Here is a 26161-nt window from a genome sequence, read left to right on the forward strand (position 1 = left end):
TCAGCCCTGAAAAACCGGGTCGTTGGTAAAGCCGTCTGCATTGCGGGCGGCTTTTTTATTCTTGATCACCAGCGCCGCGCCCGTCACCGCCTTGGCGCCCAGCGATTTCGCTTTGTAGTGATTATACGTCAAGCTGTATAGAGATTTATTTAAATCTCAACGAAACGTAAGTACATGTCCGGTTAATAAGAAATTGATAACCAAATGGATGTAAATAGAAAATCATTTCGACCGGGTGCTTTGAACGAATGAATATTTGCTTAAATTCGACACCAGTCACCCTATTTTTCTACAAACTCTATGAAACACAGTTTACTGATTGTTCCCCTGTTATGGGTCGGTATGTGTGCCTCGTTCGCGCAGAATACCCCCAAAAGTGAAATCGAGGCATTTGCCGCCCGGACGGGTGCGCTGCCTACGATCGACCCGACCACAAACTCGCTGGGTTTTCTTCGTTTCCCGGTTCAGAAACCTTTCCAGGTCAGCGGCGGCGATGCCTTACAGAAGTCGATGAACTTCGTATCTGAAAACAAAGGACTTTTCGGCCTACGCGCAGGCCAGGATGAATTCAGATTGCGTGCCCAGGAAACCGACGTGTACGGCCTGGACAACATTACGCTGGAACAGACGTATAAGGGTGTACCGGTATACGACGGTCAGATGAAATTCCATTACAACAAAGGCAAGGCACTTACCTCGCTGAACGGCAACTACATTTCCGACATCAAGGTAAATCCCAGCCCCACACTCGCCCAGCATGAGGCCGAGTCGATCGCGGTGCGGCAGGTAGAGTCGCAGCACATCGAAGCGACGAATACCTTGTCGGCAGTCAAAAGTTCCATTTACATCTACCAGAAAGGCCTCATACAAGGTTTTATGGGGGCTAAGCTGCTCGTGTACAAGGTGGAGGTACGCAACGACTCCGGCGTCAGGGAGTTTGTATTTGTGGATGCGCACAGCGGCCAGATAGTAGACCAGTTTACCGGTACGCACCAGATCAGCCGCAAACTTTACGAGAACTCCATTAGCCTGGCCAACCTAAAGTGGAGCGAGGGCGACACATTTCCCGGTACACTCGATGTTTGGCAGCGTTCCGAAGTAGAAACTTCCGGATTCATCTACAACCTTATGAAAAACGCGTTTGGCCGAACTTCCTATAACGGCGCCGACGCCCAGATGATCACGATCAACAACAAAACCGGTATCCAATGCCCTAATGCGAACTGGGATGGTATCAGTGCCAACTATTGTACCAATATTGCGACCGACGACGTGGTAGCACACGAATGGGGTCACGCCTACACCCAATACACCAACGACCTCGTCTACGCATGGCAGCCGGGCGCGCTCAACGAGTCGTTCTCCGACATCTGGGGAGAAACGGTCGACCTGCTGAACGGATATATGGATGAAGGCGAATCGGCTGCGTTACGGACGGGCTGCGCCAGCTCTCAACGCTGGATTATCGGTGAAAAGATTACCGCGGCAGGCGGCCTGCAACGCGATATGTGGGACCCGACATGTCTTGGCCAGCCGGGTAAGGTTTCCGACCCGCAATACTGGTGCGCAGCGAGTGACAACGGCGGCGTACACACCAACAGCGGGGTTCTGAACCACGCTTATGCACTGCTCGTCGACGGCGGCACTTACAATGGCCAGACGATCAACGGCATAGGCCTTACAAAAGCAGCCCACATCTTCTGGCGGGCACAGTCGGCATACATGACGTCCACAACGGACTTCACTGCCCAGGCTGATATCCTCGAAGCCGCTGCCGGCTCGCTCGTAGGTGCAGACCTGCTCGCCTTATCGACTGCCAACGGCGCACCAGCTTCGTCCGGCCAGTCTATCACCGAGAACGATGTGCTTGAAGTAACCAAAACCATTGCGGCGGTGGAAATGCGTGCTGCACCAGGCTGTGTTTTCTATACGGTTCTGAAACCCGCACCTGCATTGTGCGAAGGCGCCAATCCGGGCCTGGCCATCTTTTCCGAGAATTTTGACGCGGGCCTGGGCGGGTTCACTACCTCGTTTCAGACAGCATCCGCAACCTGGTTTGCACGCCAGTGGGTATCCTCTAATGCCCCTGCCGGACGTGCCGGAAAAGTGGCATTCGGTATTAACTACACCGGCGGAGATTGCGGTGCCAACAACCAGGCAGGCATCATCCGCCTGGAAAGTCCGCTGATTAACATCCCGGCGGGTACAGCGGGCAACCTGAACCTGGCTTTCGACCACTATGTAAATATCGAAGAAACCTGGGATGGCGGCAACGTGAAGTACCAGCTCAACGGAGGAGCATGGACATTACTGCCAGCATCTGCATTTACCGCGAACCCTTACAACAATTTCATCAATTACGCTTCTGCGGGGAACGATAACCCCATGCAATCGCAACCGGCATTCACCGGTAACGACCAGGGCTCGGTATTCGGGAACTGGGGCCAGAGCCAGATCAACCTTACGGCGCTCGGACTTGCCGCGGGCGGTAACATCAAGTTTCGCTTTGAGCTGGGGACCGATGGCTGCGGCGGTTTCGAAGGATGGTACATCGATGATTTCCGCGTTTACTCCTGCGCCGTCACGCCGGCTGTCCATTTCGCAGCTACGGGCTCTTCCGTCAACGAGGGCGAAGCCATCACACCCGCAGGATGCCTGGATTACGTGGACAAGGTCGTGACCGTAGCAATTGACAAGGCACCGACCCAGCCGGTCACCGTTACCTTCAATGCGCCTGCCGGCACTGCCAAGCAGGGCGCTACCGCCGACTATACGATTTCGCCGTCATTCGTGACATTGCAAACGGGCCAGCTCTCGCAAAATGTGACGGTTCGGATTTACAATGATGCCTATGTGGAGGGCGATGAAACGATTGACCTGTCGTACAGCCTCAATGCGAATGGCGGTAACGGATACGCCGCCAGCGGTTTCCAGACCCATCAGATCACCATTATCGACGATGATCTTACACCTGGAAATTACACGGAAACATTGCTTACTTCCGACTTCAACAACGGAACGCAGGGATGGAACATCATCAACGGGGGTAACGACTTCCATACTTTTCAAGTTGTCAAGTTTAGCAACGCGGCGCTGGATGCCGAAGGTTCTTCTTTCATGTTTGTCCAAACCAATATTACAAACGGCCAGTTTTACAACTTCGACGAAATCATCGAATCGCCGGCTATCAATACCTCGGGCAAGAAGAACATCGTATTGAAATTTGGCCAGGCATGGCTGCCAAGGACGAATGATATCGCAATTGCTACCGGCACGGTGGATGTTTGGGATGGCTCGGCATGGCATACGCTGCTCACACAAAACGATGCCACGGGCCAGAAAGGCAATATTCTTACCTACACGGCCGATAATGTGAGCCTGAACATTCCGGACCAGTATGCCAATGTGGGTATGAAGGTGCGCTTCCATTATGTAGGAACGAACCAGGGCTGGTGGGGACTCGACAACATCAAAGTCGAAGCCACCAACTCAACCCAGATCGCCTCAGCCGTAAATACCGCCAACGCCGCGCAGGAATACCTCGGACCCAACGAAACGGCTGTTTTCTACGATCCTGCTACGGGCGACCTCCTGGCGAAGATCAAAAACCTGAGCGCGCACGATTACGGCTGTACGACAGTGGCGATCGACCGCGCGGGCAACAACGGTGTCCCCTGGCTGAACAACTACCAGGTTTCGAACAAAACCTACAAGGTAACACCAACCAACAACAACCCGAACGGCGAGTACGAGATCACGATCTACTACAAAGCCTCCGAGCTGACCACCTTTACCCCGGCCAACGTGCTGTCGATGGGTAAAAGCCCCGACGGCATCGCTACGAGCGACGCGGCGAATACGGCCCTGGTGGCGGTCGTGACGAGCCCTGCATTTGCCGGCGATTATGCGTTCACATCCACATTCAATACGGGCTTCTCCGGGTTCGGCTTGTCGAATGCACCTCCGGGAGCCGCATTGCCCGTTACGCTCGTGCGCTTCGAAGGCAAGCATACCACGGAAGGCAATGTCCTGCAATGGACGACCAGCTCGGAAACGAACAACGACTACTTTGCCGTGGAAGAAAGTGTGAATGGTAAAAACTTCGTGGAATCAGGCCGCGTGAAAGGCGCAGGCACGATGTCCTCGACGAACGACTACTCGTTCACCGACGTCGATTTCAGTAAAGGCATTACCTACTATCGCCTGAAACAGGTGGATTTCGATGGTAAATATGCGTACAGCCGCATTATCGCGATCGACGCGCCGACAGCCGGCAACATCCGCTTCTACCCTAACCCGGTCCAATCGGCGCTGAATATCGAGCTGCCGAATGTCAAAAGCGGCTGGGTGAATGCGAAGGTGATCAACAACTCGGGCCAGACGGTGATCGTGAAAGACGGGGCTACACTGCAAAACGGCAGGCTTAACATCCAGCTCGGCAAGCTGCCCGCCGGCATTTACCAGGTGCTGATCAGCAACGACAAAGTCAATTACCGGTTGTCGGTTTTCAAACCTTAACCGCCATTTCAGGACAATGAAAAAGGGGCTGCGCATATGTGCAGCCCCTTTTTTTGATGCTTTCAATTGACTAACCTTCCGACTTTCAATATACATCATCCACCACCTTCGTCAGCCAATCCGCCACCTCTTTTGCATTGGTATCGAGGTTGTTGATGATCACATCGCCGGTCTGCCGGAGCAGTACCGACCGGTAGGTTCTGTTGTTTGCGTCGTACGAGTAGGCGTAGAATCGTACCAGTCCCATATCGGCACCGCCGTTGACCGGCTTCGAGAAATTATCACCCGTTATTTTTTGGGCTGCGCTGATATTTTTGTCCAGCTCCGCGGAAGCGATTTTGGTCGATGAAATCTTTGTTTTGGAAAGATTCCCCTCCATTTCATCTTTCGTAAATGTCGGTTTCACGTCGGCATCATTCCAGCCGGCCGGCATATCGTAAGTCCGCACCTGCCCTTCCTTGTCGATCAGAAAACCCCTGAACTGCTTGCCCCACGCCTGGTTGGAGTAATGCACTTCGAAATAAACCTCCTGCTCGTTCGCCAAAGTGACGTCGTCGGAACAGGACATTGAACCCGCCGCCAGTATGCTGAAAAACAGGATCGGAAGAATGCGTTTGATCTTCATAATTCAAATAGCTGATTGACTTAAAGTTAATCATTTTACACGATTGAATGACCATTGCTCCGATTGAATGGTTGGAATAAAAAAAGCCCCGCGAAAACACGGGACTTTTCAAAAATGAGCCTATCAAACCGGAGACGCTATTCGGGATTCTGTACCAACGACGGGTTGAGCACCGTCTCTGCTTCCGGGAAGAAATGTACCAAGCGCGGGTGGGTGTACGGGATCTCCTGCTTCACCGCGCCGGCCAGCAAATGCGTGCCGGGATAGTTGCGTTCCATCGTACGTTTGTTACGGAATACATCATGCTTCCGCAGCCCTTCCCACGCGAATTCGAGGTGGGATTCTTCCAGTACCACGTCAAGTACGCTCGTGTAACCCATCATATTGCCAGCCGAGAAAAGTTCGTTTCCGGCCAATCCCGCCCGTTTACGGATCAGGTTGACGTCGTCCAGCGCTTCCGCGTTTTTGCCCAGCTTCGCATTGGCTTCGGCGCGGATGAGGTACATTTCGGCAAGGCGGAAAAACACGGGCGAGCTCAGCATCGGGTAGCCTTCCTGGTAGGAAAATTTGTTGATATAATACTTCGGATACCCATTCCGCGCCGCCAGCACCTTGTTGCCTGCCGCGTCGGTCTTAATGGAACCGTCGGCATTCTTTTCGTAAACCGGAATGATGTAGTCGCGGCGCTTGTCGTTCGGGAATTTGTCGATCAGCTTGCGGTATTTCTCCGACGCATACATTTCGCCCCAGCCTTCCCCATCCGACAAATACATGGCGCCAATGGCCGAGTATCCGCGGTTATCCTTCACCGTATGCCGCACGGCGAAGATCGTTTCGGTGTTCGACTCGGGCACGGTGGTGTAGTATTTGGCCAGGTTGGCCGTCGAAACGAGCGAATAGCGGTTCGAGCCGATCACCTTGTTGGCATACTCGATCGCCTTCGCATTGTTTTCCATATACAGGTAAATGCGGCTCAGCATCGCGTACGCCACCTCTTTGGAAGCAAAGTTGTTGTTTTTGGCTACCGTCATCAGGCTTACCGACTTTTCGAGGTCCTGGATAATGGCCGCATAGACGTCCTTCACAGTGCCGCGGGTCGGCTTTTCGGCCGGCTGCGCGGTAGCTTTTACGAGGATTACGCCCGGGGACGCGCCGGCATCGGGCGCATACGGGCGTGCGAACACGTTCGCGAGGTGGAAATGCAGCAATGCACGCAGGAAATAGTTTTCGCCCAAAACCTGGTCCAGCTCCGCCGATTGACCTTCCTTCAAGAGCTCGATAATGACATTGGTGCCGTAAATGGCCTGGTACGATTTGGTATAAAAATTCGTAGCCAATGCACTGGTTTTGATGTGGTTATAATTGTAGGAAAAATACAGCGGATCGGATGTGGTACCGCTCAGCGACACGTTGTCCGACGGAAATTCCGACATCATATGGTACGAACGGATGTAGTTCCCGTCCTTCAAAATAGCGTAGTTGCCCAATGTGGCCGCTTTGAGCCCCTCGGGCGTGTTGACCACCTGCGTGGACGTAAGGCCGTCGTAAGGCGTGATCGTGAGCTCGTCGGAGCAGCCCGTGAGCAGCGCGCCGCACAGCAATGCGGCCAGTGTAGTGGAATGAATATATCGTTTCATGGAATGGCTTAGAAATTAAGGTTTACACCGAACATGAGCTTCTTGCTGCTCGGATAGCGCGAGCTGTTGGTACCGTTGCTGAGATCGACTTCGGGGTCAACGCCGGAGAATTTGGTCCACGTAATGAGGTTATCGCCGCTGGCAAATACCGACAAACCGCTGATATGCAGTCGTTCCGTGAAAGTTTTGGGAATGTCGTAGCTCAAACGCACGTTGCGCAGGCGCAGGTAGCTGCCGTCTTCGAGGTAACGCGACGAAGTCTTGTTCGAGTTTTTATTGCCGTTGACCACCGCTTTCGGATGCGTGGCCACGTCGCCCTCCTTCTCCCAGCGCGTCCAGCCATCCTGCAAGCGCATTTTGTTGTAGGTCGGGTAAGCGCCGTCGTCGTCGAACAGCTCGCGGTTGTAAATGTATACCTTGTTGCCGGACACGAACGTGAAGAATGCCGAGAGTGTTACCCCGCCGTATTTGAATGTATTGGTGATACCGCCCGTGAATTTGGGGTTGCGCGAGCCCACGTACACGCGTGAGGCGCTGTTGTACACATTGGTCGTCGTCTCGACCATATTCCCCGAGGCATCCTTCGTTTGCAGCAGCCAGAGCGGGTCGCCATTGGCCGGGTCCACGCCCATCCATTTGCGCATATACCACGATCCAAGCTCTTTACCCACCTCGATGCGCTGGTTGCCACTTTCGATCGGCTCGTTTTTGTTCAGCGCCAGCACCTTGTTGCGGTTTATCGAGAAGTTGAGGCTCGTCTCCCAGTTGAATGCGCCGCGGACGTTCTTCGAAGTGATTTCCAAATCGATACCGCGGTTACGGACCGAACCGATATTCTGTATCTGCGTGGTAAAACCTGTCGTCGCTTCCAGCGGCACATTTTGCAAAACATCCTTATTCAGGCGGTTGTACAAATCGATCACAAGGTCGATGCGGTTGAAAAAACCGATATTAATGCCCGCGTCGTAGGTGTAAGCCTTCTCCCAGGTCAGGTTGGGATTGGCTTTACGGGCCGGAAAACCGGCTGGCAGGCCTGCATATTGCGCATTGAAATCGTACAAATCCTGTGCGACAAAATCGCCGATGTTGGCATTACCCGTTGTTCCATAGCTCGTGCGGACTTTGAACAAATGGATCTTGTCCTTCAAAGAACCGAAAAACTCTTCGCCGGAAATATTCCAGGCAGCCCCCACAGAGTAGAAATTACCGTAGCGATTGTCCTTACCGAAGCGCGAAGAGCCGTCGCGGCGGAACGACGCCGTGGCGAAATACTTGTTATGCAGGTCGTAATCGACATTGATAAAGGCCGAAGCAAATGCATTCTTCGTTTTATAACCGGTGAGCGACGTCGGGGTCGCGGTCACATTCAGGATGTCGAGCGACGGAAAAATCCCCTGACCGGTCCCGCCCATACCGTCGGTTTTGTTGCCCTGGAACTCCGCACCGAGGATCGCATTAAAGGTATGCGCGCCGAACGACCGGTTTGCATTCAGCAGGTTGGAGGTAATGAAGCTGTTGGCATATTCATAGGTGTTAGTCAGCGAGCCATTGTACGATTTTCCCGTCGGCGTCCGCGCATCCACATTCGACTCGGTACGCGTGTTGGTAATCGAATATCGGTTGGAGGTCGAGAAAGTCAGCCAGTCGAGGATATTGTATTCCAGTTTAAAATCTCCCTGAATGCCCGATCCGCGGTTCTGGTTGAAGTTGTACTGGTTATTGAACAGGAAGTTATTGCGGTCGCGGCCGTACCAGTCGGTGGTGTTGGCATCCACATACCGGTAAGAACCGTCGGCATTATACGGATTATCCCAGGGCAAATTAATATAACCCTGATAGAGATACCCCTGGTCATTCTGCCGGTTGTTAAAAAAAGTATTGACGCGGGCAGTGACTTTCACTTTGTCGTTCAGGTTGTGTTCGATATTCGCGCGGAAGTTCACATTCTCGTAGCCCGTTTTCAGGATCACGCCCTCCTCGTTGTAATAATTGGCTCCGAAATGAAAGCGCGTCCGGTCGCTGCCCCCCGACATCGATAATGCGTGGTTATGCGTGATACCGCTCTGGAAGGTTTTATCGAGCCAGTCGGTATTGCCGGGCGTGGCCGGCAGGAACCTGCTTTGATAACCCCCGTAGGCCGTTGGAAAACCATTGGCGGTAAGATAGGCGTTGATCTGCGCGTCCGTGGGATTCGGCGTGGAAGCGCTTAGCTGGGTAATGTAGTTGGCGCGCTTCGCATTATAATCGTTCTGGTACATGTAGTTGGTAAAATCCCACAATTCCTGGCCATTCATGACCTCAAAATTGCCCCGAAGCACCCGGCTGACGCCCACAGAGCCATTGTAATTGATCTGCGTTTTGCCGGATTTCCCGCTCTTGGTCGTGATCACGACGACGCCATTGGACGCCCGCGAGCCGTACAAGCCCGTCGCTGCCGCGTCTTTCAGGATGGAAATAGAGGCAATGTCGTTCGGGTTGGCGGTACCGCCGATGAGCCCGTCGATCACATACAACGGCTCCGCACCGGCCGTAATGGAACCGGTACCCCGTACACGCACGCTCGGCTCCGTCCCCGGCGCGCCGCTCGCGCTCGATACCACCACGCCCGCCGCACGCCCCTGAAGCAGTGTGGCGGTGTTGTTGCTCGTCACCGTCTGCAACTCCGAGCCCTTGATCACCGACACCGAGCTCACAAGCTCCGACTTCGACCGGCTCGAATAGCCCGTCACGACCACCTCGTCGAGACTCGACACATCTTCCACCAGGGTAATGTCGATGACCGAACGGTTCTGCACCGCAATGCTCTGCGATTTGAAGCCGATAAAACTGGCTACCAGCACGTCGTCGGCACCATTGGTATTGATGGTAAACTGCCCTTCCACGTCCGTCTGCGTGCCGATGGTCGTCCCCTGCACGACGATATTCACGCCAATGAGCGCTACGCCCTTGCTGTCAACCACCTTGCCTTTCACAGGCCCGGCGGTACGCGGTGTCTTCTGGCCGATCGTGAGCTGGCCGGACGGATGGTGGGCGATTTTGCCCGGACCGCTTGTTGGTAACGGGCGCGCATCGGCATGGGGCGGGCCCGTCAGCGGCATGGCGAGTGACGCCACGGCAGCCGTTCGAAACAGAATTTGGGTAAATCTCGGTTTCATAGATTTTCAAATTGGTTAAAGAGTTAAGAGTAGAATAAATTCGTTAGAATTCTAACCACACCAAAATTATCAGTGTCACCGAGATAAACAAGAAAAAACATCAAAATGTGTTCGAGCACACTAAGCATTTACAGTAGAATAGTACCCTTTCTTATTGATAGATTAACAATAAAATTGTACTACAAAAAAATCGGACTGGAAATGATCCAGCCCGATTGAAGGTTTTCAAAATGAAGGTTTGAATGTACCGGCGGCAGCCAAATGGCTATTCTACTGCCACATACTTACCCGAGCAGGCTTCGATGCAGCCATAGCCCAACGTCAGTTTGCCGGCCGACAGTTCCGAATAGTACCAGGTGTGCGACGGCGCATTTTTGTCGATCGGAATCATCTCGATCTTGTTGCCTTCGAGAACCTTGTACGCATTGAACATTGGCGTAGACGACTGCGCGAGGCCTTTTGTTTCCACAAACTCACCGTTTTCCTTGAATTCAATGATATGTCCGCTCTCCCCTGTCACAGCCTGGTACTTGCCGCTCCCGTCTCCGGGATCAGCCAGGTATTCGACGATCTTCCATTTACCGACGAGACCATTGTTTTCTTTTGCCGCCCTTCTTCCATTGCTGTCGAGCGGTTCGGCGGTATCATTCTGGCAGGCTGTGATGGTCCAGCATAGCAGCAGCGCGAGGAGTAAGCGGGTTGTTTTCATGGGCTAAAAATGAAGTTGGTTTCGGTTACATAGATTCTGCATCCCCTATTATCGTTGGAATCTGCACACAATTTTTGTAACCAATTTCATCAAAATCCCTACAAACAAAAGATCGCTATTTTCGGATTGTCCTGAACGTCAGGTTAATCCGCGCACCGGTCTGCGTCTTCGATTTGGGTACACGATGTTCCCAGGTATGCTGCAAATCGCCCTTCATGATCAGCAATGAGCCATTTTCGAGCGTGAGGCCGTATTTGCGGCTGTGGTCGGGCCGGTACCGGAACTCGAACCGCCGCTCCTGCCCCAGGCTTACCGAGGCGATCACCGGATTGCGGCCAAGCTCGTGCTCATTGTCGCCATGCCAGGCCACGGAATCGTTACCGTCGCGGTAGTAATTGAGCAGCACGCTGTTGAATGTAAAACCGGTTTTCGCTTCAATGCGCGTCCTGAGATCGGCCAGCTCGGGCGTCCACGCGTAAGGTTCGAAACGCGTCCCGGAAAAGGTATAAGCTTTATCCGCATCCCCAAACCAGGCCATCAGCCGCGGCGCGATGACCTCCCTGCCGTACATCTGCATAGACTGCTGCCGCCAGCGAACCTCCGATACCCATTTGTGAATCAATACGTTGCTTTCACCAGCCGGCACAAATCCCGGGTAGTATCCGAGCAGGTCTTCCGGGAACTGCAATGCTTCCTGTGAACCGAAAAGACTTAATTGTTTCATGAGCAATTTGTTGATCGATGTGTTTGGACAAGAACAACAAAGTGCTCAAAAAGTCTGTTCCCGGCAAAAATCCGGCAGGCTATTCAGGCCAATATCACCTCATTTCCCGGCTCTACCCATTGTACTTTCACCTGCTGTGCCGCGGATTCGCGGTCAACTTCCTCTTCCATTTGCGGAAATTGGTGGTAGATGCCTTCCTTGTGAAACCCGTAGTGGATCGGCACGAGTACGTCCGCGTGCAGCAAGCGCGCTACCGTCACCGCCTGGATGGGCGTGAGCGTAATGGGTATGAGCGTGGGCGAAACGCGCGGGATGTTCACCACGGCCCCATTTACCGGCAGAAATATCGCGTCGAAGTGGTCCCAGGCTTTGCCCAGCGCCCAGAACTGGTTATGCCACATCGTATCGCCGCCGTGCAGGATACGCTGTCCGTCGGCTTCGATCACCCAGGAAACCTGCTTGTCGCCCACGCCGTCCATCGCATACACCGGCGTAATGGTAAAATTCCCGACCGAAAGACTCCCGCCCAAAGCGAGGCTCACCGGTTCAAAACCATCGGCCGTCACCTCGGCCGCGATTTCCTCCGATACGACGAACGCGCCGCCCGGTTTCAGTACCGCCTTGATTGCATCGGCATCATAATGATCTGAATGCAAATGCGTTACCAGTACAACATCCGCCTGGGTATTCCCGGCGAACTGAACGGGACTGTCAGGACCAATACCCGCTCCGCGCTGGTAATTCTCAACCGCATCTATCAATAATATCTGGCCGCTGGATTCTATTAGCAGGCCTGCCCAGGATAATCTCCGAAGTTTCATGTGCTGTTGTTTTTTAGTACATGGCAAAAGTAGTCCCAATTGATATATGAGAAAAATGATTTATTTTTATCATATCAATGAAAATTACTCATACAAATGCTAACACTCCAACATCTCTATATTATTGAAAAAATCACCAGCGAAGGCTCGGTAACCCGCGCAGCCGAAAAGCTGAACCTGACGCAATCGGCATTGAGCCACCAGATCCGCGACCTGGAAGCGGCCAGCGGCGTGAAGCTGTTCAACCGCATCGGCAAAAAGCTGGTTTTGAACGACGCCGGGCAGCGCGTGGTGGCGAGTTCGCAGAAGGTGTTGCCGGTCATCCGCGAGCTGGAAGCGGAATTGAAAGAAATGCGGGAAGGCCGGAAACAGACGATCCGGATCAGTACGGAATGCTACACCTGCTACCACTGGCTACCCCGCATGCTCACCGGCTTTCAGGGCGACTATCCGGGCATCGACATCCAGATCGTTGCCGAAGCGACCCGACGGCCGATGGAATACCTCGAAGCGGGTAAGCTGGAACTGGCACTCGTGTACGGCACGAGCAACAATGCCAGCCTGCATTTCGAGCCGCTTTTTGAAGACCGGATGGTGGCGGTACTGTCCGACAAACACCCGCTGGCGCTGCGGAACACGCCGTTGGACTTCGAAGACGTCCATTCCGAAACGCTCGTCGCATTCCAGATCCCCCGCGAGAGCAACCTGCTTTCGGAAGACCTCGTGGCACATTTGTCGCCGAAGAAGATCATTTACATTCCCATGACCGAGGCGATCGTGGAAATGGTGCGTTTCGGAATGGGCATTACCGTCATGGCCGAGTGGGCCGCGCGCCAGTACCTGGGTGCCGGCGGGCTCACGACGCTCCCATTCCGTTCGGACATCGGTACGCGGCATTGGTACGCCTGCACGCACAAGCACCGGAGCGAGCCGCTCAGCCAGCTCGTTGGCCGCATACAAAAGGCGTTGACAGGTGCCGACGATCCCGTTGCAGCAGCTTGAAATCAGGGCATTTCGTAGCCTGAAATACCGTATTTGCGCAGTTTTTTCATGAGCAGGTTGCGACCGCGCAAGAGCTGCGAACGTGAAGTACTATCCGTAATCGAGAGGGTTTCTGCGATTTCGATATGCGAGTATCCGTCGATCAAATGCAGGTTCACGATCTTTTTATAGCCATCGGGCAATTGCGAAATCATTTCGCTGATGATGCCCATCCCGAGCCGGTCGACCATCGAAATATGGTCATTGGATTCGAAATCCAGCGGCGCAACGTCCATCGAATGGTTATGTATTTCTTTTTTGGTGGTGCGGTGATAGTAATTAATGGCCGTCCGCGTTACGACAGACCGCATCCAGGATTCGATCGATTCGATATTCTGGACGTCGTGGATATGCCGGAAGATTTTGACAAATGACTCCTGGTAAATGTCCTCAGCCTCCATGCGCGTGCGGGCGAAGCGGTTGCAAATGCGCATGAGCTCGCTGCGGAAACGGTTATAGAACAGCGTCTGTGCGCGTGGATCGTTGTTTTGGCAGGCCTTGACCAGGTCGGTCAGCGTACGATAATTCTTTTTGATCGATGCCTTCATAGGTTGAGAAAGAGTTGAGTTGAGTTGGGTTGTAACAGACTGTTGATCGCGGCTTGTAATCGTCTGTTAATACCTTCCCCGCCCCGACCTTATCGGCATTCGGAAAAAAAATTTCAAAATAACAGGGCCCGGATGCAGCGCTTTGCACCCGGGCCCTGAATGTCAATCGTTTAACCTAAAACTGATACGCGACGCTGAGTGCGGAATTGCGGGGCTTCTGGGCGTTCACCGACCAGTAACCGATGTAGGATTGCCGCTGGTGATGCCGGGAAGGCCGTTATAAAGCAATGGCTGCGCCTCGATACCCCGCAATGCGAAGTACGAAGCCCCGTCCCCGCCCCGACCGGTACTCTCCCAGGTGCGGGAAATGCCGGGCACATTGCGCAGGGCGTCGTCGTAGCTGGTGATGGCCTGCTGCTTCATGATTTCGGATGAAACCGTGCCGTATACCTGCGGGTTTTCCAGTTTTTTCAAGGGGATTTTGGCGACGATCACATTTTCGCAGTTCAGGTTGCGGCCCGAAACGATCTCCTCCTGCAACTGCGCCGCGCTTTCTTTAAGGCTGAAATCCACCGAAACCTGGCCACCGGCCACTACTTCAATGGTCTGCTCCTGCTTTTCAAGACCGATAAATGTGGCTACGAGCCGGTGCAGGCCGGGCTATACGTTTCTGATCGGGTATTTTCCGTTGCGGTCGGTCAAAGCGCCTTTGGCCGTGCCTTTCACGTTAACGGTCACGAGCTCCACCGGCTCGCCATCCGATGTGCGCACGGACCCGCTGATCGTCGCGTTCTGCGCGAACGACTTTGCTGCAACGGTGCCACAAGTGTTAATGCCGGGCGGTTATTTCAGCTTTCCTGAATTGACGTAGAAATCGGACAGCAGTGCGAGGAATTCGTCTTTTCGCCGCCGCGATACTTCGATCTCCGTATTATCGCTCATCCAGACCTGCCCGCCGTCGCCTTTTACGTACCGTTTGATATGTTCGAGGTTGATGATGTTGGATTGATGTACACAGAAGAAATAGTAATGGTCCAGGATCTCCTCATACTCTTTGAGCAGCCGCGACACGACGATGGCCGGCCCCTTCACAAGATGGAATTTGGTATACGAGCCCAGCGATTCACATTGGATGATCTCCGTCATTTGCACAAAGTGGATACCCTCGGCCGTAGGCAATGCAATGCGCTGATTGTCATTACGTTTTCGCTCCACGAGCCTGGGCGTGCGCGCAGGATCGAGCTGCTCCTGCAAGATCCGCAGCTGCTCGGGGTTTACGCTCCCTACCCGCTCGCGGTACTTTTCGATGGCGGTTTGCAGCTCGTCCGGATCGATGGGTTTAAGCAGATAATCGATCGCGCTGAAACGGAATGCGCGGATGGCGTATTCCTGGTAAGCAGTAGTAAAAATAACGCCGAAATCCACTTTTTCGAAGCCGGAAAGCAAATCGAATCCGCTTTTACCGGGCATTTGAATATCGAGAAAAATGAGATTGGGCCGCTCTCTGCGGATCAGCTCGGTGCCCGCGTCGGCATTTCGCGCCTCGCCGCAGATCACGACTTCGGGGCTCACAATGCGGATCAGATTGGACAATGCCTCGCGGGCGTTGGTTTCGTCGTCGATAATGACGGCGCGTAGGGCCTGGCTCATACGTTTTCGATCGGGATTATCATTTTTACCAGCGTTCCGGCCGGCTTTTTTTCGTTGTCAAATAGGTCGATCAGCTCGATTTTCGCCTCGCTGTCCTTCTGCCGCAGCGCCTCGAAGATGCCGCGCGTCATCTCCTGGCCCCTCGAAATGTGCCCTTCCGTACGCGGCGAAAAGTCGCGCCCCACGCCATTGTCCTGAATCGTACACACAATATGACGATCCTTCAATAATGCCCTGATCGTCAAATTCTTATCCCCTTCCTTGGGCATCAGCCCGTGCCATATCGCATTCTCGACGTAGGGCTGCAAAAGCATGGGCGGCAGCTGTGCGTCCAGCAGCACGTCATTTTCTTCAATATCAAAAACGTAGGTAAATTCGTGGTTGAACCGGAAGGATTCGATCTCGACATACAGTTTCAATGTATCGATGATCTTTTCGAACGACAGGTACTGGTAATTAGAGTTTTCCATGATCTGCCGCACGAGTTTAGAGAATTTGGACAAATACTTCGCCCCTTCCACGCCCCGGTTGGTGAGCAGGTAATTCTGTACGGAATTCAATGAATTGAACAAGAAATGGGGGTTCATCTGCGATTGCAGGGCTTTCAGCTTCCATTCGGTGATCTGGAGGTCGAGACGGTCGCGCTCATGAAGCGTGCGCACCCGCCAGCGCATCATGGCCACGATGAGCCCGGCGATCGTAAGCCCGATGAGCACCCTGAAAAACCAGGTACTCGTAAAATACGGCCGGATCGTGAGCCTGACCACCAAAGGGTCCTTGCTGACGACACCCGATGCATTGGTACTCCGCACGAGCAGCGTGTACGAGCGCGCGGGCAGGTTCGCGAACGATACGGTATGGGCATTGCCGAGGTCGATCCAGTGTTTATCGTACCCTTCCAGCTGGTAGCTGTAAGCATTCTGGGAAGCCGGCTCGAAATTCAGTGTCGTGAAGCTGAAATTGACGGAATTTTCGTCTGGTTCCAACACGATTTCCCGGCCTGCATTGCGGAAAACCTTTTTGCCCTTCACCTCCACCGACGCCAGCGCAATACGCGGCGAGCGCACATTCCCGCCCAGGAGATCAATATCCAGCACATTGATCATATTGACATACCCTAACAATAATTCGCCCGGTGAATGATAGTAGAAACCCACCGGTGCATTGCTCCGGAGCCCTTCGATCGTCGTCAGATAGCGGATAGCGCGCGTTTTCGGGTCGGCAATATGCACGCCCTCGTTGGTACTGAACCACAGGCGACCGTCGGGGGTTTCGGCGATGTTGGAGCAATAGGTGTCTTTAAGGGAAGCAGATTGAAAATCGAAGGAATCGGTAATGCGGCCATCGGGTGCCACTTTGGATACGCCGCCCCAGCTCGCTACCAGCACGGCGCCGTCCGGCGCTACCTGAATGGCATTGATACATTCGCCGCCCAGCCGCCGGCCCTTGTTGGCGGGCAGGTCCTCGATATTGATAAATGTCGCATTCTGTTCGTCGTAAAAAAACAATCCCCGCGAGCAGGTGGCGATCCAGATCCGGCCGTCGGGCGTTTCACGCATCGCTTTGATATAGCTCTGATTCACCAGTTTACGCCCCTTCACCGTTTCCCACAAATGCAGCTCGCGGCCCGTCGCCGGGTCGATCACTTTAAGGCCTTCGTTGAGGTTGGCTATCCATAACCTGCCCTTTTTATCGAGCAAACCATCCCGGAAGTCGGTATTGCGGAAAAGCTTCGTTCCCGAATACCACGGCTCAAAGCGACCGGAGGCGTTATTTCCCGTAAAAACCCCCTTGTCGGTAAACACATATGCCTGATTATCAATCACCCGGACCTTGTCAACAAAAGCCTCTTCCTGTCCGTAAGGATGCAGTTTAAAAACGCCTTCCGCCGGTTTCCAATGCAGCACCCCCGAATGCGACAGTCCCAGCCAATAATTCCCGTCGCCCGCTGGCTGGATACTGGTTACCTGCACCGGCCGCCGCACCACATCGGCCGGAATGGCCACCGTACGAATGCCGGCGTTCCGGTACCGGTATTTGAAAATCCCCTCATTCGTCCCGATCCAGAGAATGCCATTGGCCTTGTCGTCATACATATCCTTCACCCGGATACCACGATTGTAGAACTCGGGCAGGTGATAGAAAACCTGACTACCAGGGTGATACAGACTGACACCATCGTTGGTCCCGACAAATATCACTCTCCGCCCGTTCTCATCCCACGACTCACGCGCGCATACGACATTGTTATGTTCAAAACCCGCCTTCCGAACTTCAAAACGATGGTTAACAGGCGAATACTTCACCAGACCATATTCGTAGCCGCCAATCCACAGATCACCCGCAGCATCCTGCGAACCGCGGCTCAGACGGATGTGTATGCGGTTTTCAGGATAAATGGCGTCCTGCCCGAGTACGCATACGAGGCGGTCGGCGCGACGGTCATAATAGTAGAGCCCGAGCTCTGAAACGATCCACAATACACGTTGGCGGTCCTCGAAAAAACTGGCGTACTGGTACACGTCCCCTCCATTGGCCGGACCTTTGAAAGTATATCGGTGCAGCTTTTTCCGGGCGATGTCGTAGCGCTGCACGGAGGTATAATCGCACACCCACATCTGGTCGTACGAATCCACCATCCCCTGCTCGTGCAGGTCGTTACCGGTGTCCTGGTCGTCGTAATTGTTATGCACGAGCGTGGTGACCTCCATGGTGTTCCGGTCGATCCGCGCAATGCCGCGGGTGTCCACCGAAGTGTACAAGTCGCCCTTAGAATCAGTGGAAACGCCCGAACAATAACCCAGTTGGAGGCTATCGAGTCGAAGGAAGTTATAGCCGTCGTAGCGGCAAAGGTTGCGTCCGGTGCCGATCCAGAGGAAGCCACGGCGGTCTTTGTTGAGGCACCACACGTCGTTGGAAGGCATCCCCTCTTTGGTAGTAAGATGTTCGAGCGTGAGAATGGGCATCTGCGCACGCGCGTTCCAGGTGAGCAGGAAAAAGAGCGTCAGGAAACCGGTAGGGCGCATGCGGGTCAGGAAAAGCTGGGCGAATAATACTTGTAAGCGGTTAATGCGCGGTTCTTACTGCCTGAGCTTCGCCAGCGGCCTGTTCTGACTGATCCAGACCGTTCCGCCGCGGCTGCCACGCCGGGCCGCCTGCGCACGGGCGCGGGTTTTATCCTCGGTGGCACTGTTCCGTTCGACGTAGCAAAGCGTGAGCAGGGCTGCGAAGGTGAGGTAACATAAAAATGTTTTCATAAGCATGTGTAACAAAAACGGTCAGAAAAAAACGAGGCTCAGCAGGATGACAAGCGTGATAAGCAGGAGTGCAATCCAGTCGAACTCTCGGTCGAAAAAAGACCTGACTTTCCCGTTTGCCCAACGCCGGTCTTCCTTTTTGGCCGGCCTGCCGCCCCTTTCCATACGCCTGGTGGTGATTTTTGGATGAATGATCAGTTAAAAATGGCACCAGAAAGCGGCATGATGCGCGAGGCTTGAAATGCGGCAGCATTGAAACGATAGCTGGCGGGAAGTAGCTGATATCCGGAAGCCCCCTGGCCCCCCTACCCCGTTGCAGCCCGCGATGGCCCTGCCGTATCCGTTGATCCTTTGCAACTCCTGCGCTGTGTGCAACGGTATATTAACGGGTGATGAAATCAAAAAAATTTTAATTTTTTTTAGGTGTTTAAATTTCTAAATCCCAGCCGATTGCGAGATTTAAGCCATTTCAGGGCAAAAAATAGTCCTCTCAAAATTTGTTTCCTAAAATCCCAATTGTACTTTTGCACCATGATACGGCGCCGCAAGAAACACAAAACGCCCGAAACGACACCGATTGTTAACTTTTCATGAAGGGCACCGGTCGAAGTTAAAAGCGAGTTTCCTGCAAGTCGGCATCGAGATTCCGTAGCTCAGCTGGTAGAGCAATACACTTTTAATGTATGGGTCCTGGGTTCGAATCCCAGCGGGATCACTTGAAGAAGTAACAAAAAGCATCAAAAGCCTGCAAATCAATAGATTAGCAGGCTTTTTTCTTTGCCGGATTATGCCAAAATATTCAATTTTCCACAAATTTTTGGTGAGTAATTCGGTGAGTTCAAGAATCTGCAAATTTTACTCACCAAAATCGCTGTAACTTATTGTTTAACAACCTGTTTACGCCGTAAACATCTTGTGCTGATTAGGCTTGCAAGACTACTTTTGTTCAACTTTTTAACCTGAAAAAGGGTATGAAAACAAAGATCAGTCTGCTTTTCTATTTGAAGAAGCCGAAAAACTATCAAAAAGGGCCTGTGCCGATTTACTTACGGATTACGGTTGAAAGTAAAAGAGCGGAGTTTACGACCGGGCGTGAATGCGAGCCAAGCCGGTGGAATGCGGTAGCTGGACGAGTCACAGGCGCAAAGGAGGCGGTGAAATCTGTCAATGCGTATCTGGGCAACTTAGAACAGCAACTACTCGACGCCCACGCCGCCCTAGTTCGTGACGGCGCATTGATCACATCGGAAACGATCAAAAACAAATTTCTAGGCGTCGGCCCTAAGCATCGATTATTGAAGACAGTGATCGCTGATCATAACGAGCGAATGAAGGCATTGGTCGGCCAGGAATATGCGATAGGAACATTCAACCGCTATAAAGTGCTCGAACGCCACACAGCGGCATTCCTGAAAGATCACTTCAACACAAGCGATTTCGACATCAGCCGCATCGATTTCGCTTTCATCGCAGACTATGAATTCTATCTGCGCTCGGTTCGCAAGATGGGCAATAATGCCGTTGTGAAGCACATGAAGATGTTTCGCAAGATTATTAACATTTGCCTTGGGAATGGCTGGATGAATCTTGATCCGTATCTGAATTTCAAAGGCAAGTTTAAAAAGGTTGATAAAGCGATTCTTACCAGGGCTGAGCTGGACTTAATGGCAAGCAAGGAGTTCGCCAGTGATCGGCTCGCCCAGGTGCGGGATACTTTTCTTTTTTGTTGTTTCACCGGCCTGGCTTACTCTGATGTACAGAAGCTAGAAAAAAGCCAGATAACGCGAGGGATTGACAGTGAGCAATGGATTTTCAGCCAGCGGATGAAAACGAATGTCAAGTCTCACATTCCGCTATTGCCGGAAGCGCTTAAAATTATTGACAGATACAAAGATCATCCACTCTGCGCATCTCGTGGCCTCGTACTGCCAGTGCCGAGCAATCAGAAAATGAATGACTACCTGAAAGAGATTGCCGTGCTCTGCGGGATCGATAAAGTTCTAACCTCACACGTAGCCAGGCATACGTTCGCCACAACTGTGACGCTGCAAAATGGCGTTCCGATTGAAAGTGTCTCGAAAATGCTGGGACATACTAACATTCGCACGACGCAGATTTATGCGAAAATTCTCGACACAAAGGTTAGTGAGGATATGCAGGCTTTGAAAGGGCGGCTTTCCAGCCGCTCCGGCACGGAAGGTTAGCGCTGCACCTTCTCTCGCACGACCCCTCCTATTTGTGAGAGGGGATCGCGAGGGAGAAGGTGAAAAAATGTTTTTGCATCATAGTCCATACCCTCCCGCGAGAAAATTTTCTATTTAAATCATTAGAGAGCACCAATTGAGCTATCCTACTTTAAGCCTCGCCATTCACTGAAAAACTATGAAATTTATGCTTATCTAGGTTTACTTTAACACGAAAATAACAATCTCCCCCATCATCCACATCTACTAATCTGTATTTATAGCTATCTGTGTCATACTTTCTTTTGCATTCACAATTGACCCAAACCTCTTTTTCTTTTTGCTGATTTATTACTGCTACATACTGTCTATCGTAAGAATCTAATTGCCTCGAAAGCACTCCCTTGTTTTCAAGAATACATTGCGTTAGGAGACTCTCAATTTCCATAAGCTCCTGATCATTTAAATCATATTGGACTGCATTAGGAAATATTGTCTCGTAGAATTTTGGCATGTAAGTAAAGATCGAAACATTCTTTATCCTTAGAGAATCGCCTTTTGTTCTATCGACGATATTCTGTTTTAGTATTTGAAGCTTAAATGGCTCTGTCGAATCAAGAAATTCCAGGAATCCATTTTTAATTATTGCTGTACTTCCCGAAAACGGATAGAATGGTCGAGGAAATACCAACGTGTCATTTTGCAGAAAAAAAGTTCCAGTGAAAGTCGTAATGCTGTCATTTTTGAAAGCTTGACTCATTGAAAAGTGATAGACAGAATCTGAATCCATTTTCAATTCATAAATTACTCCAAAATCATACTTATTTTTTGCGTGCAAAATTTCTCGCTTTTTGCCACATTGACAATGAAGAAATACAACTAGAATAATAAGGATATGTTTGGTCATTATTTCCGATTAATACCTTAATTGATGAAACACCTCTGAGCAAACTTCTGGTCAGAAAGTTTGTGCAGTGTTTTACTCTACAACCAGATTCGCCCAACTAGCTCTCAGCCTTATTTATGTGCAGTGACAGTTAATTGAAATTGTTTTTTGAATGTTAAGTTCGCCAAAATTCTGAAACATCACTAGCATAATAAGAAAATATGACTTTTCCCCAGTTCCTTCAAAGCCAGCGGTGACATTTTTTCAACAGTGATTGCCTCTTACCCGCAATCGGCCAGATGTCAGTTTGTGTTACAAACTAATCTGGCCCGCCCAAACGCTCCGGAGTCGCTGGCGGGAGAAGATATAAATTTTCTAATATCTACCGAAATCCCAATTACTACAAGTGCCAGCGCGGCTCATTCTGACCTATGTCGATTATTGAAGGAAGGCGCCTACTTTCATTCCCTCGTTTTCATTACGCTAAGGAATCGACCAGTCAAAAAAGTAAACTTAGCTCACAATACAATTTTGAATTTCATTCTGAATATATTGAGACAATCCCGGTTTTCAACAGGGATAGCCTTGATCAAGCCAGACCAGGATCGATTATTGAATACGGTATGAATATGGTGAAATTTTTTATAATCGTTTGGACGCTTATTACCACTTCATTAGTAGTGTTTGCAAGTCCTCAAATCCCGGACTATATCGTCTACGGAAAGGATACTGTGCAAACCTACAATCTCATATTGGAGCGCTACTTGCAAAGACACGACACTATAAAGACAGATCAGCTTTTTGGGCTTAGTTTTCGTGATGGAGCAAATTTCAATTGTTGGAGGGGTTATCAGGCAATCTACGGAATCCAGAATGACAGTCTCTTTCTTGTCGCGATAATCAGTTGCGGAGAATTAAAAAATGGGAAATTCAACAGATCTCAGTCGATCGATAAGATAAGTTCTATTTTCGGGAGGCGATTTGAGAATGGAAAAGTCTTCATTGACTGGTTTGACGGAAACATTAGCTTCCCACTTTCAAACAAAGTACTTAGATGTGATGGGATCTTTAATACGACCTTTGAGAAGGAAAAAGTATTATTAATTTCCAAAGGGCTCCTGACTAAGATCGAGGAAGTCAGCAATTATGTTGATAGCCGGAACGGAATAGACAGAAGAGATAAAGAAAAAATCCCGGACATAATATTCAAAGAGCTTAAAAAAAAGTGGAAAAATCAAAAGGAGTTTGATTGCAGTGACAAGTATGTTGTTACAATCGATTCAAATGGCTATATCTCGGAGGTCAAAATGCGATATTCTGAGCAAGAGATAGAAAAGTACTACGAGATGACGGAATACAAATTTTGTATAGATAAATTATTTAAAGCATTGAGGGCGTTGAAGTTCGACGTCATAAGAGACAAAGGCCAGCCAGTTTCTGAGGACATATACCTTGAAATTTGGATTGACGACAACGGCAAACTCGAAAACTGGACTCGTTAGGCAGATGGCTACCACCATGAAATAGCATAATTTCTTACCTTTGGGACAATTGCAAGCCGGTCACCACAAGTTGGTGAGTTACAAGGTGAGTAAATGATTTGACAGGACACAAACATTTGATTAACAATTTGTTATCTCTAAAACTATGATCCCAGCGGGATCACTTAAAGCGCCTCAAAGGGCGCTTTTTTCGTTTAAAAACGTCATTTTTTCACTGTTTTCGAAGATAAGCATATCATTCTGATTCATTCCAGATCAAAGCATTCGGTAACCTATTCGGTAACCTGCTTTGCTTACTAAATTAGGTTACCGAATGGACATGTTTGACAGAGGCGATTTTGACCAAGGTTTCTCAAACATCAATGTTTTTCTAACCTTAAACTGTGAGGATGATGAATTTCAAACAGAACCTGACTGTACTCTTCTGGCTGTACAGACAAAAAGCAAAAGCGGACGGCAAAGCTCCTATTTATGCCAGAATCACAATCGATGGTAAGTACACCGAAATTTCAACAGGCAAGAAAGTAAATCCGGCATCCTGGGACTTGGACACCAAGCAAGTTATAGGCTCAGGGCTGGAAGTAAAATTGGCCAATCAAAAACTTGCCCAGCTTCAGACCGACGTCGAACGGATTTTCAACGGCCTTCAGACTCAGTTCCCTGAGGTAACCCCGGCGATGGTCAAGAACGTTTACCTGGGCAAACCTGCGGTAGAGCAGCCTAAGCTTGCCAAACCGGCTGCAAAGAACGAGCAAACTGTGCTGGAAGTTTTTGACGAGTTCATAGCTAAGTTTGAGAAACGTGTGGAACGGGAGAATGCGTCGTTTGAGACCTTGAAGCACTGGCGCAGCACCAAAAAGAAGGTGGCTAGTTTTATCAAATATCACTTCGACCGGGAGGATATTTACTTTTCGTCTCTTCCAGACACTTTTGCCGAAGACCTCTATGATTATTTAACCCTACACGTCGCCAAACCGTTAGCTGAGGTGACCGCGCGCAAAGAAGTGAAATGGGTGCGTCAGATTGTCAAAATGGGCGTTAAAAAGAAGTACATTCCTTCCAACCCCATGGAAGGCTTTAAGTGCTCTGGCGGCGACATAGAGGTAATCCCGCTGGAATTTTGGCAGGTCGAGAAAATTCAGCGAAAGCAGTTTAGTGTGGACAGAATAGCTGAGGTTCGGGACGCCTTCATATTTCAATGCTTTACCGGCTTTGCCTACCAGGACATTTACGACCTCAGACCCGAAAACGTGATCCTGGTAGGACCAAAAAAAGAACGTTGGCTTGTAAAGCACCGCGGGAAGACAGAGGTTGGTGAAATGGTTCCGATCCTGCCAATCGTAGATCAACTGATACTGAAATATCAAGCCCATCCATATTGCATAGCCAATCGCAAGTTAATCCCGGTAAATAGTAACTACCGCTACAACGTGTATTTGAAGGATATTGCTCAGCTATGTGAAATCCGGGATATTGAGGGAAATATCAGAAGGCTTGATACGCACGATGCCCGGCATTTCTTCGCAGATATGATGCTAAATAATGGCGTGCCGCTTGAAGATGTCAGCAAGATGCTAGGTCATAGAAGTATTAGAACCACCATGCGCTATTGCAGAGTGAGAAAATCGCGGATTAGCGAGAATGTGGCGAAAGTAAGGAACAGGTTGTTCTCGCGGTCAGGTTTACTTCGATCAGTATCCTAAACGAGGCGTTGGTGTAGTTTTGAGCCTCACTACTAGTAGCCGCCGATGTTGGTCGAATTATCGCGTTGACATCGGCGGCTTAACGCTCATGTTACGAAAAGCATTTTTTTAATTAATCGGTACTGAATGACTCCCCATCCCTGGCCATTACAGCGAATGTAAAATCGGCGAGCAAGCTTACTCATTCGTACGGAAATTAATCCCAGGGCAATTCGTTTATGCTGACCGTCAGTTTTAAGAATCGATGCTACTTGTGTCCATGGATAGCTATTGCAAAGCCAGGCGTCGGACGCTGGGAATAGCCGCACTGCTACGCAAATATTCGCAGGCCCAACAGTGACTTGCACCGTATTGGCACTGAATGTGAAAGGGATGGTTGCATATGGCCGATGGTGGTTCTATGGAACTGGATTGAACTTAGATGGGGTACCCTATAAGGCGTTCCATTTTTAAACGGGCTTTACAACCGCTTTAACTACTGTAATTTTTTCGCTTAAGGCATTGCCAATATAACGTCCGCGCAAGCTACGCATCTAAAATCGAGCCGTCTGCCATGTATATCCTGCGATCGGCGCGACGGGCGAAATCTTCGTCGTGGGTGACTACAAGCACGGTTTGCTTTCTTTCGATGGCCAGTTCTTTAAAAAGGCCAAAAACTGTTGCGCCGTTTGCGCTGTCCAGGTTTCCCGTTGGCTCGTCGCCCATTACGATCAGTGGGTCGTTGATCAGCGCCCTGGAAATGGCCACGCGTTGCTGCTGGCCGCCGGAAAGCAACCCAGCACGTTTTAATGCCTGGCCGTCCACGTTTAAAAGTTTCAATAACTGCATCGCGCGCTGCTCGATCTCTCCGACAGGATATTCCCCCAGCTTGCGGGCGGGCAGCATTACATTTTCAAGGGACGTGAACTCGGGGAGCAGGTAATGGAATTGGAAGACAAATCCTATATGACGGTTGCGGAAAGCCGCCAACCAGCGGTTGGTTTTGCCTTTCATCTGCTCCCCATCGATCATGATGCTGCCTTCAAAGTCGGTATCCATCGTAGAAAGAAGGTACAGCAAGGTCGATTTGCCGCAGCCTGACTTGCCTGTAATAGCTACAAATTCACCGCGTTCTACCTGGAAACCCACATTCTTCAATACCTGGTTGCGAACAGGCTCATTGAAGTATTTATTGAGATTGGCTACTTCGAGTACGTTCATGG

At 50.9% G+C, this 26161-nt stretch carries 20 protein-coding genes and 1 tRNA gene; 6 read left to right on the plus strand and 15 right to left on the minus strand.

Annotation, left to right across the window (positions count from 1 at the left end):
- Positions 1 to 132: a hypothetical protein gene (locus H144_RS34965; protein ID WP_019943564.1), complete on the minus strand. Its 132-nt coding sequence runs from the start codon at positions 130 to 132 to the stop codon at positions 1 to 3.
- A gap of 168 nt (positions 133 to 300) precedes the next feature.
- Between H144_RS34965 and H144_RS33365 the strand changes: the two genes are divergently transcribed.
- A complete protein-coding gene (locus tag H144_RS33365) occupies positions 301 to 4518 on the plus strand; it encodes a M4 family metallopeptidase (protein ID WP_084599979.1) in 4218 nt (1405 codons plus the stop codon).
- Positions 4519 to 4603: 85 nt separating this feature from the next.
- Here the strand turns inward: H144_RS33365 and H144_RS0118375 are convergent, their stop codons facing one another.
- The 6 genes from H144_RS0118375 to H144_RS33375 all read right to left on the minus strand — a co-directional run bounded on the left by H144_RS0118375 (position 4604) and on the right by H144_RS33375 (position 12189).
- Entirely contained in the window at positions 4604 to 5143 is a 540-nt protein-coding gene (locus tag H144_RS0118375) for a hypothetical protein (protein WP_019943566.1), read from the minus strand.
- A gap of 137 nt (positions 5144 to 5280) precedes the next feature.
- The gene (locus tag H144_RS0118380) at positions 5281 to 6780 is read right to left on the minus strand and encodes a RagB/SusD family nutrient uptake outer membrane protein (protein ID WP_019943567.1); all 1500 of its coding nucleotides are present in this window, start codon (positions 6778 to 6780) and stop codon (positions 5281 to 5283) included.
- An 8-nt stretch (positions 6781 to 6788) separates the two neighbouring features.
- Positions 6789 to 9935, minus strand: a complete 3147-nt coding sequence (locus H144_RS32100) for a SusC/RagA family TonB-linked outer membrane protein (protein ID WP_019943568.1) — start codon at positions 9933 to 9935, stop codon at positions 6789 to 6791.
- Positions 9936 to 10200: 265 nt separating this feature from the next.
- Positions 10201 to 10644 carry a hypothetical protein gene (locus tag H144_RS33370; protein ID WP_019943569.1) on the minus strand — a complete coding sequence of 148 codons (444 nt, stop codon included), beginning with the start codon at positions 10642 to 10644 and terminating at the stop codon, positions 10201 to 10203.
- Between the two features lie 115 nt (positions 10645 to 10759).
- A complete protein-coding gene (locus tag H144_RS0118395) occupies positions 10760 to 11368 on the minus strand; it encodes an alpha-ketoglutarate-dependent dioxygenase AlkB family protein (RefSeq protein ID WP_019943570.1) in 609 nt (202 codons plus the stop codon).
- An 83-nt stretch (positions 11369 to 11451) separates the two neighbouring features.
- Positions 11452 to 12189 carry an MBL fold metallo-hydrolase gene (locus H144_RS33375; protein ID WP_019943571.1) on the minus strand — a complete coding sequence of 246 codons (738 nt, stop codon included), beginning with the start codon at positions 12187 to 12189 and terminating at the stop codon, positions 11452 to 11454.
- Between the two features lie 96 nt (positions 12190 to 12285).
- Here H144_RS33375 and H144_RS32115 point away from each other — a divergent pair, with 96 nt between their 5' ends.
- Complete coding sequence (locus H144_RS32115) at positions 12286 to 13191, plus strand: LysR family transcriptional regulator (RefSeq protein ID WP_019943572.1); 906 nt, start codon at positions 12286 to 12288, stop codon at positions 13189 to 13191.
- Positions 13192 to 13193: 2 nt separating this feature from the next.
- Here the strand turns inward: H144_RS32115 and H144_RS0118410 are convergent, their stop codons facing one another.
- The 6 genes from H144_RS0118410 to H144_RS34360 form a co-directional block, all read right to left on the minus strand.
- Entirely contained in the window at positions 13194 to 13778 is a 585-nt protein-coding gene (locus H144_RS0118410) for an RNA polymerase sigma factor (protein ID WP_019943573.1), read from the minus strand.
- Positions 13779 to 14003: 225 nt separating this feature from the next.
- Positions 14004 to 14372, minus strand: a complete 369-nt coding sequence (locus H144_RS34725) for a TonB-dependent receptor plug domain-containing protein (protein WP_019943574.1) — start codon at positions 14370 to 14372, stop codon at positions 14004 to 14006.
- A gap of 66 nt (positions 14373 to 14438) precedes the next feature.
- Positions 14439 to 14612: a carboxypeptidase regulatory-like domain-containing protein gene (locus H144_RS34730; protein WP_310588770.1), complete on the minus strand. Its 174-nt coding sequence runs from the start codon at positions 14610 to 14612 to the stop codon at positions 14439 to 14441.
- Between the two features lie 9 nt (positions 14613 to 14621).
- Positions 14622 to 15428, minus strand: coding sequence for a LytR/AlgR family response regulator transcription factor (locus H144_RS0118425; RefSeq protein WP_019943576.1), 807 nt, complete (start codon positions 15426 to 15428; stop codon positions 14622 to 14624).
- Positions 15425 to 18454, minus strand: a complete 3030-nt coding sequence (locus H144_RS0118430) for a sensor histidine kinase (RefSeq protein WP_019943577.1) — start codon at positions 18452 to 18454, stop codon at positions 15425 to 15427. The genes H144_RS0118425 and H144_RS0118430 overlap by 4 nt, the downstream gene beginning before the upstream one ends.
- A gap of 54 nt (positions 18455 to 18508) precedes the next feature.
- Positions 18509 to 18685, minus strand: coding sequence for a hypothetical protein (locus tag H144_RS34360; RefSeq protein ID WP_019943578.1), 177 nt, complete (start codon positions 18683 to 18685; stop codon positions 18509 to 18511).
- A gap of 642 nt (positions 18686 to 19327) precedes the next feature.
- On the opposite strand from H144_RS34360, the gene H144_RS0118445 reads away from it, so the two are divergent.
- Both H144_RS0118445 and H144_RS0118450 read left to right on the plus strand, forming a co-directional pair.
- A tRNA-Lys gene (locus H144_RS0118445) sits at positions 19328 to 19400 on the plus strand.
- Positions 19401 to 19656: 256 nt separating this feature from the next.
- Positions 19657 to 20889, plus strand: coding sequence for a site-specific integrase (locus tag H144_RS0118450; RefSeq protein WP_019943580.1), 1233 nt, complete (start codon positions 19657 to 19659; stop codon positions 20887 to 20889).
- Between the two features lie 151 nt (positions 20890 to 21040).
- Here H144_RS0118450 and H144_RS32120 read toward each other — a convergent pair whose 3' ends face one another.
- Entirely contained in the window at positions 21041 to 21775 is a 735-nt protein-coding gene (locus H144_RS32120) for a hypothetical protein (RefSeq protein ID WP_019943581.1), read from the minus strand.
- Between the two features lie 410 nt (positions 21776 to 22185).
- Between H144_RS32120 and H144_RS0118460 the strand changes: the two genes are divergently transcribed.
- Positions 22186 to 23256 carry a hypothetical protein gene (locus H144_RS0118460; RefSeq protein ID WP_019943582.1) on the plus strand — a complete coding sequence of 357 codons (1071 nt, stop codon included), beginning with the start codon at positions 22186 to 22188 and terminating at the stop codon, positions 23254 to 23256.
- A gap of 389 nt (positions 23257 to 23645) precedes the next feature.
- The gene (locus H144_RS0118465; protein ID WP_019943583.1) at positions 23646 to 24959 is read left to right on the plus strand and encodes a site-specific integrase; all 1314 of its coding nucleotides are present in this window, start codon (positions 23646 to 23648) and stop codon (positions 24957 to 24959) included.
- A gap of 525 nt (positions 24960 to 25484) precedes the next feature.
- Here the strand turns inward: H144_RS0118465 and H144_RS34370 are convergent.
- Complete coding sequence (locus H144_RS34370) at positions 25485 to 26159, minus strand: ABC transporter ATP-binding protein (RefSeq protein ID WP_019943584.1); 675 nt, start codon at positions 26157 to 26159, stop codon at positions 25485 to 25487.
- Positions 26160 to 26161 lie beyond the last annotated feature (2 nt).

Source organism: Dyadobacter beijingensis DSM 21582 (assembly GCF_000382205.1).
GTDB classification, from domain to species: Bacteria; Bacteroidota; Bacteroidia; order Cytophagales; family Spirosomataceae; genus Dyadobacter; species Dyadobacter beijingensis.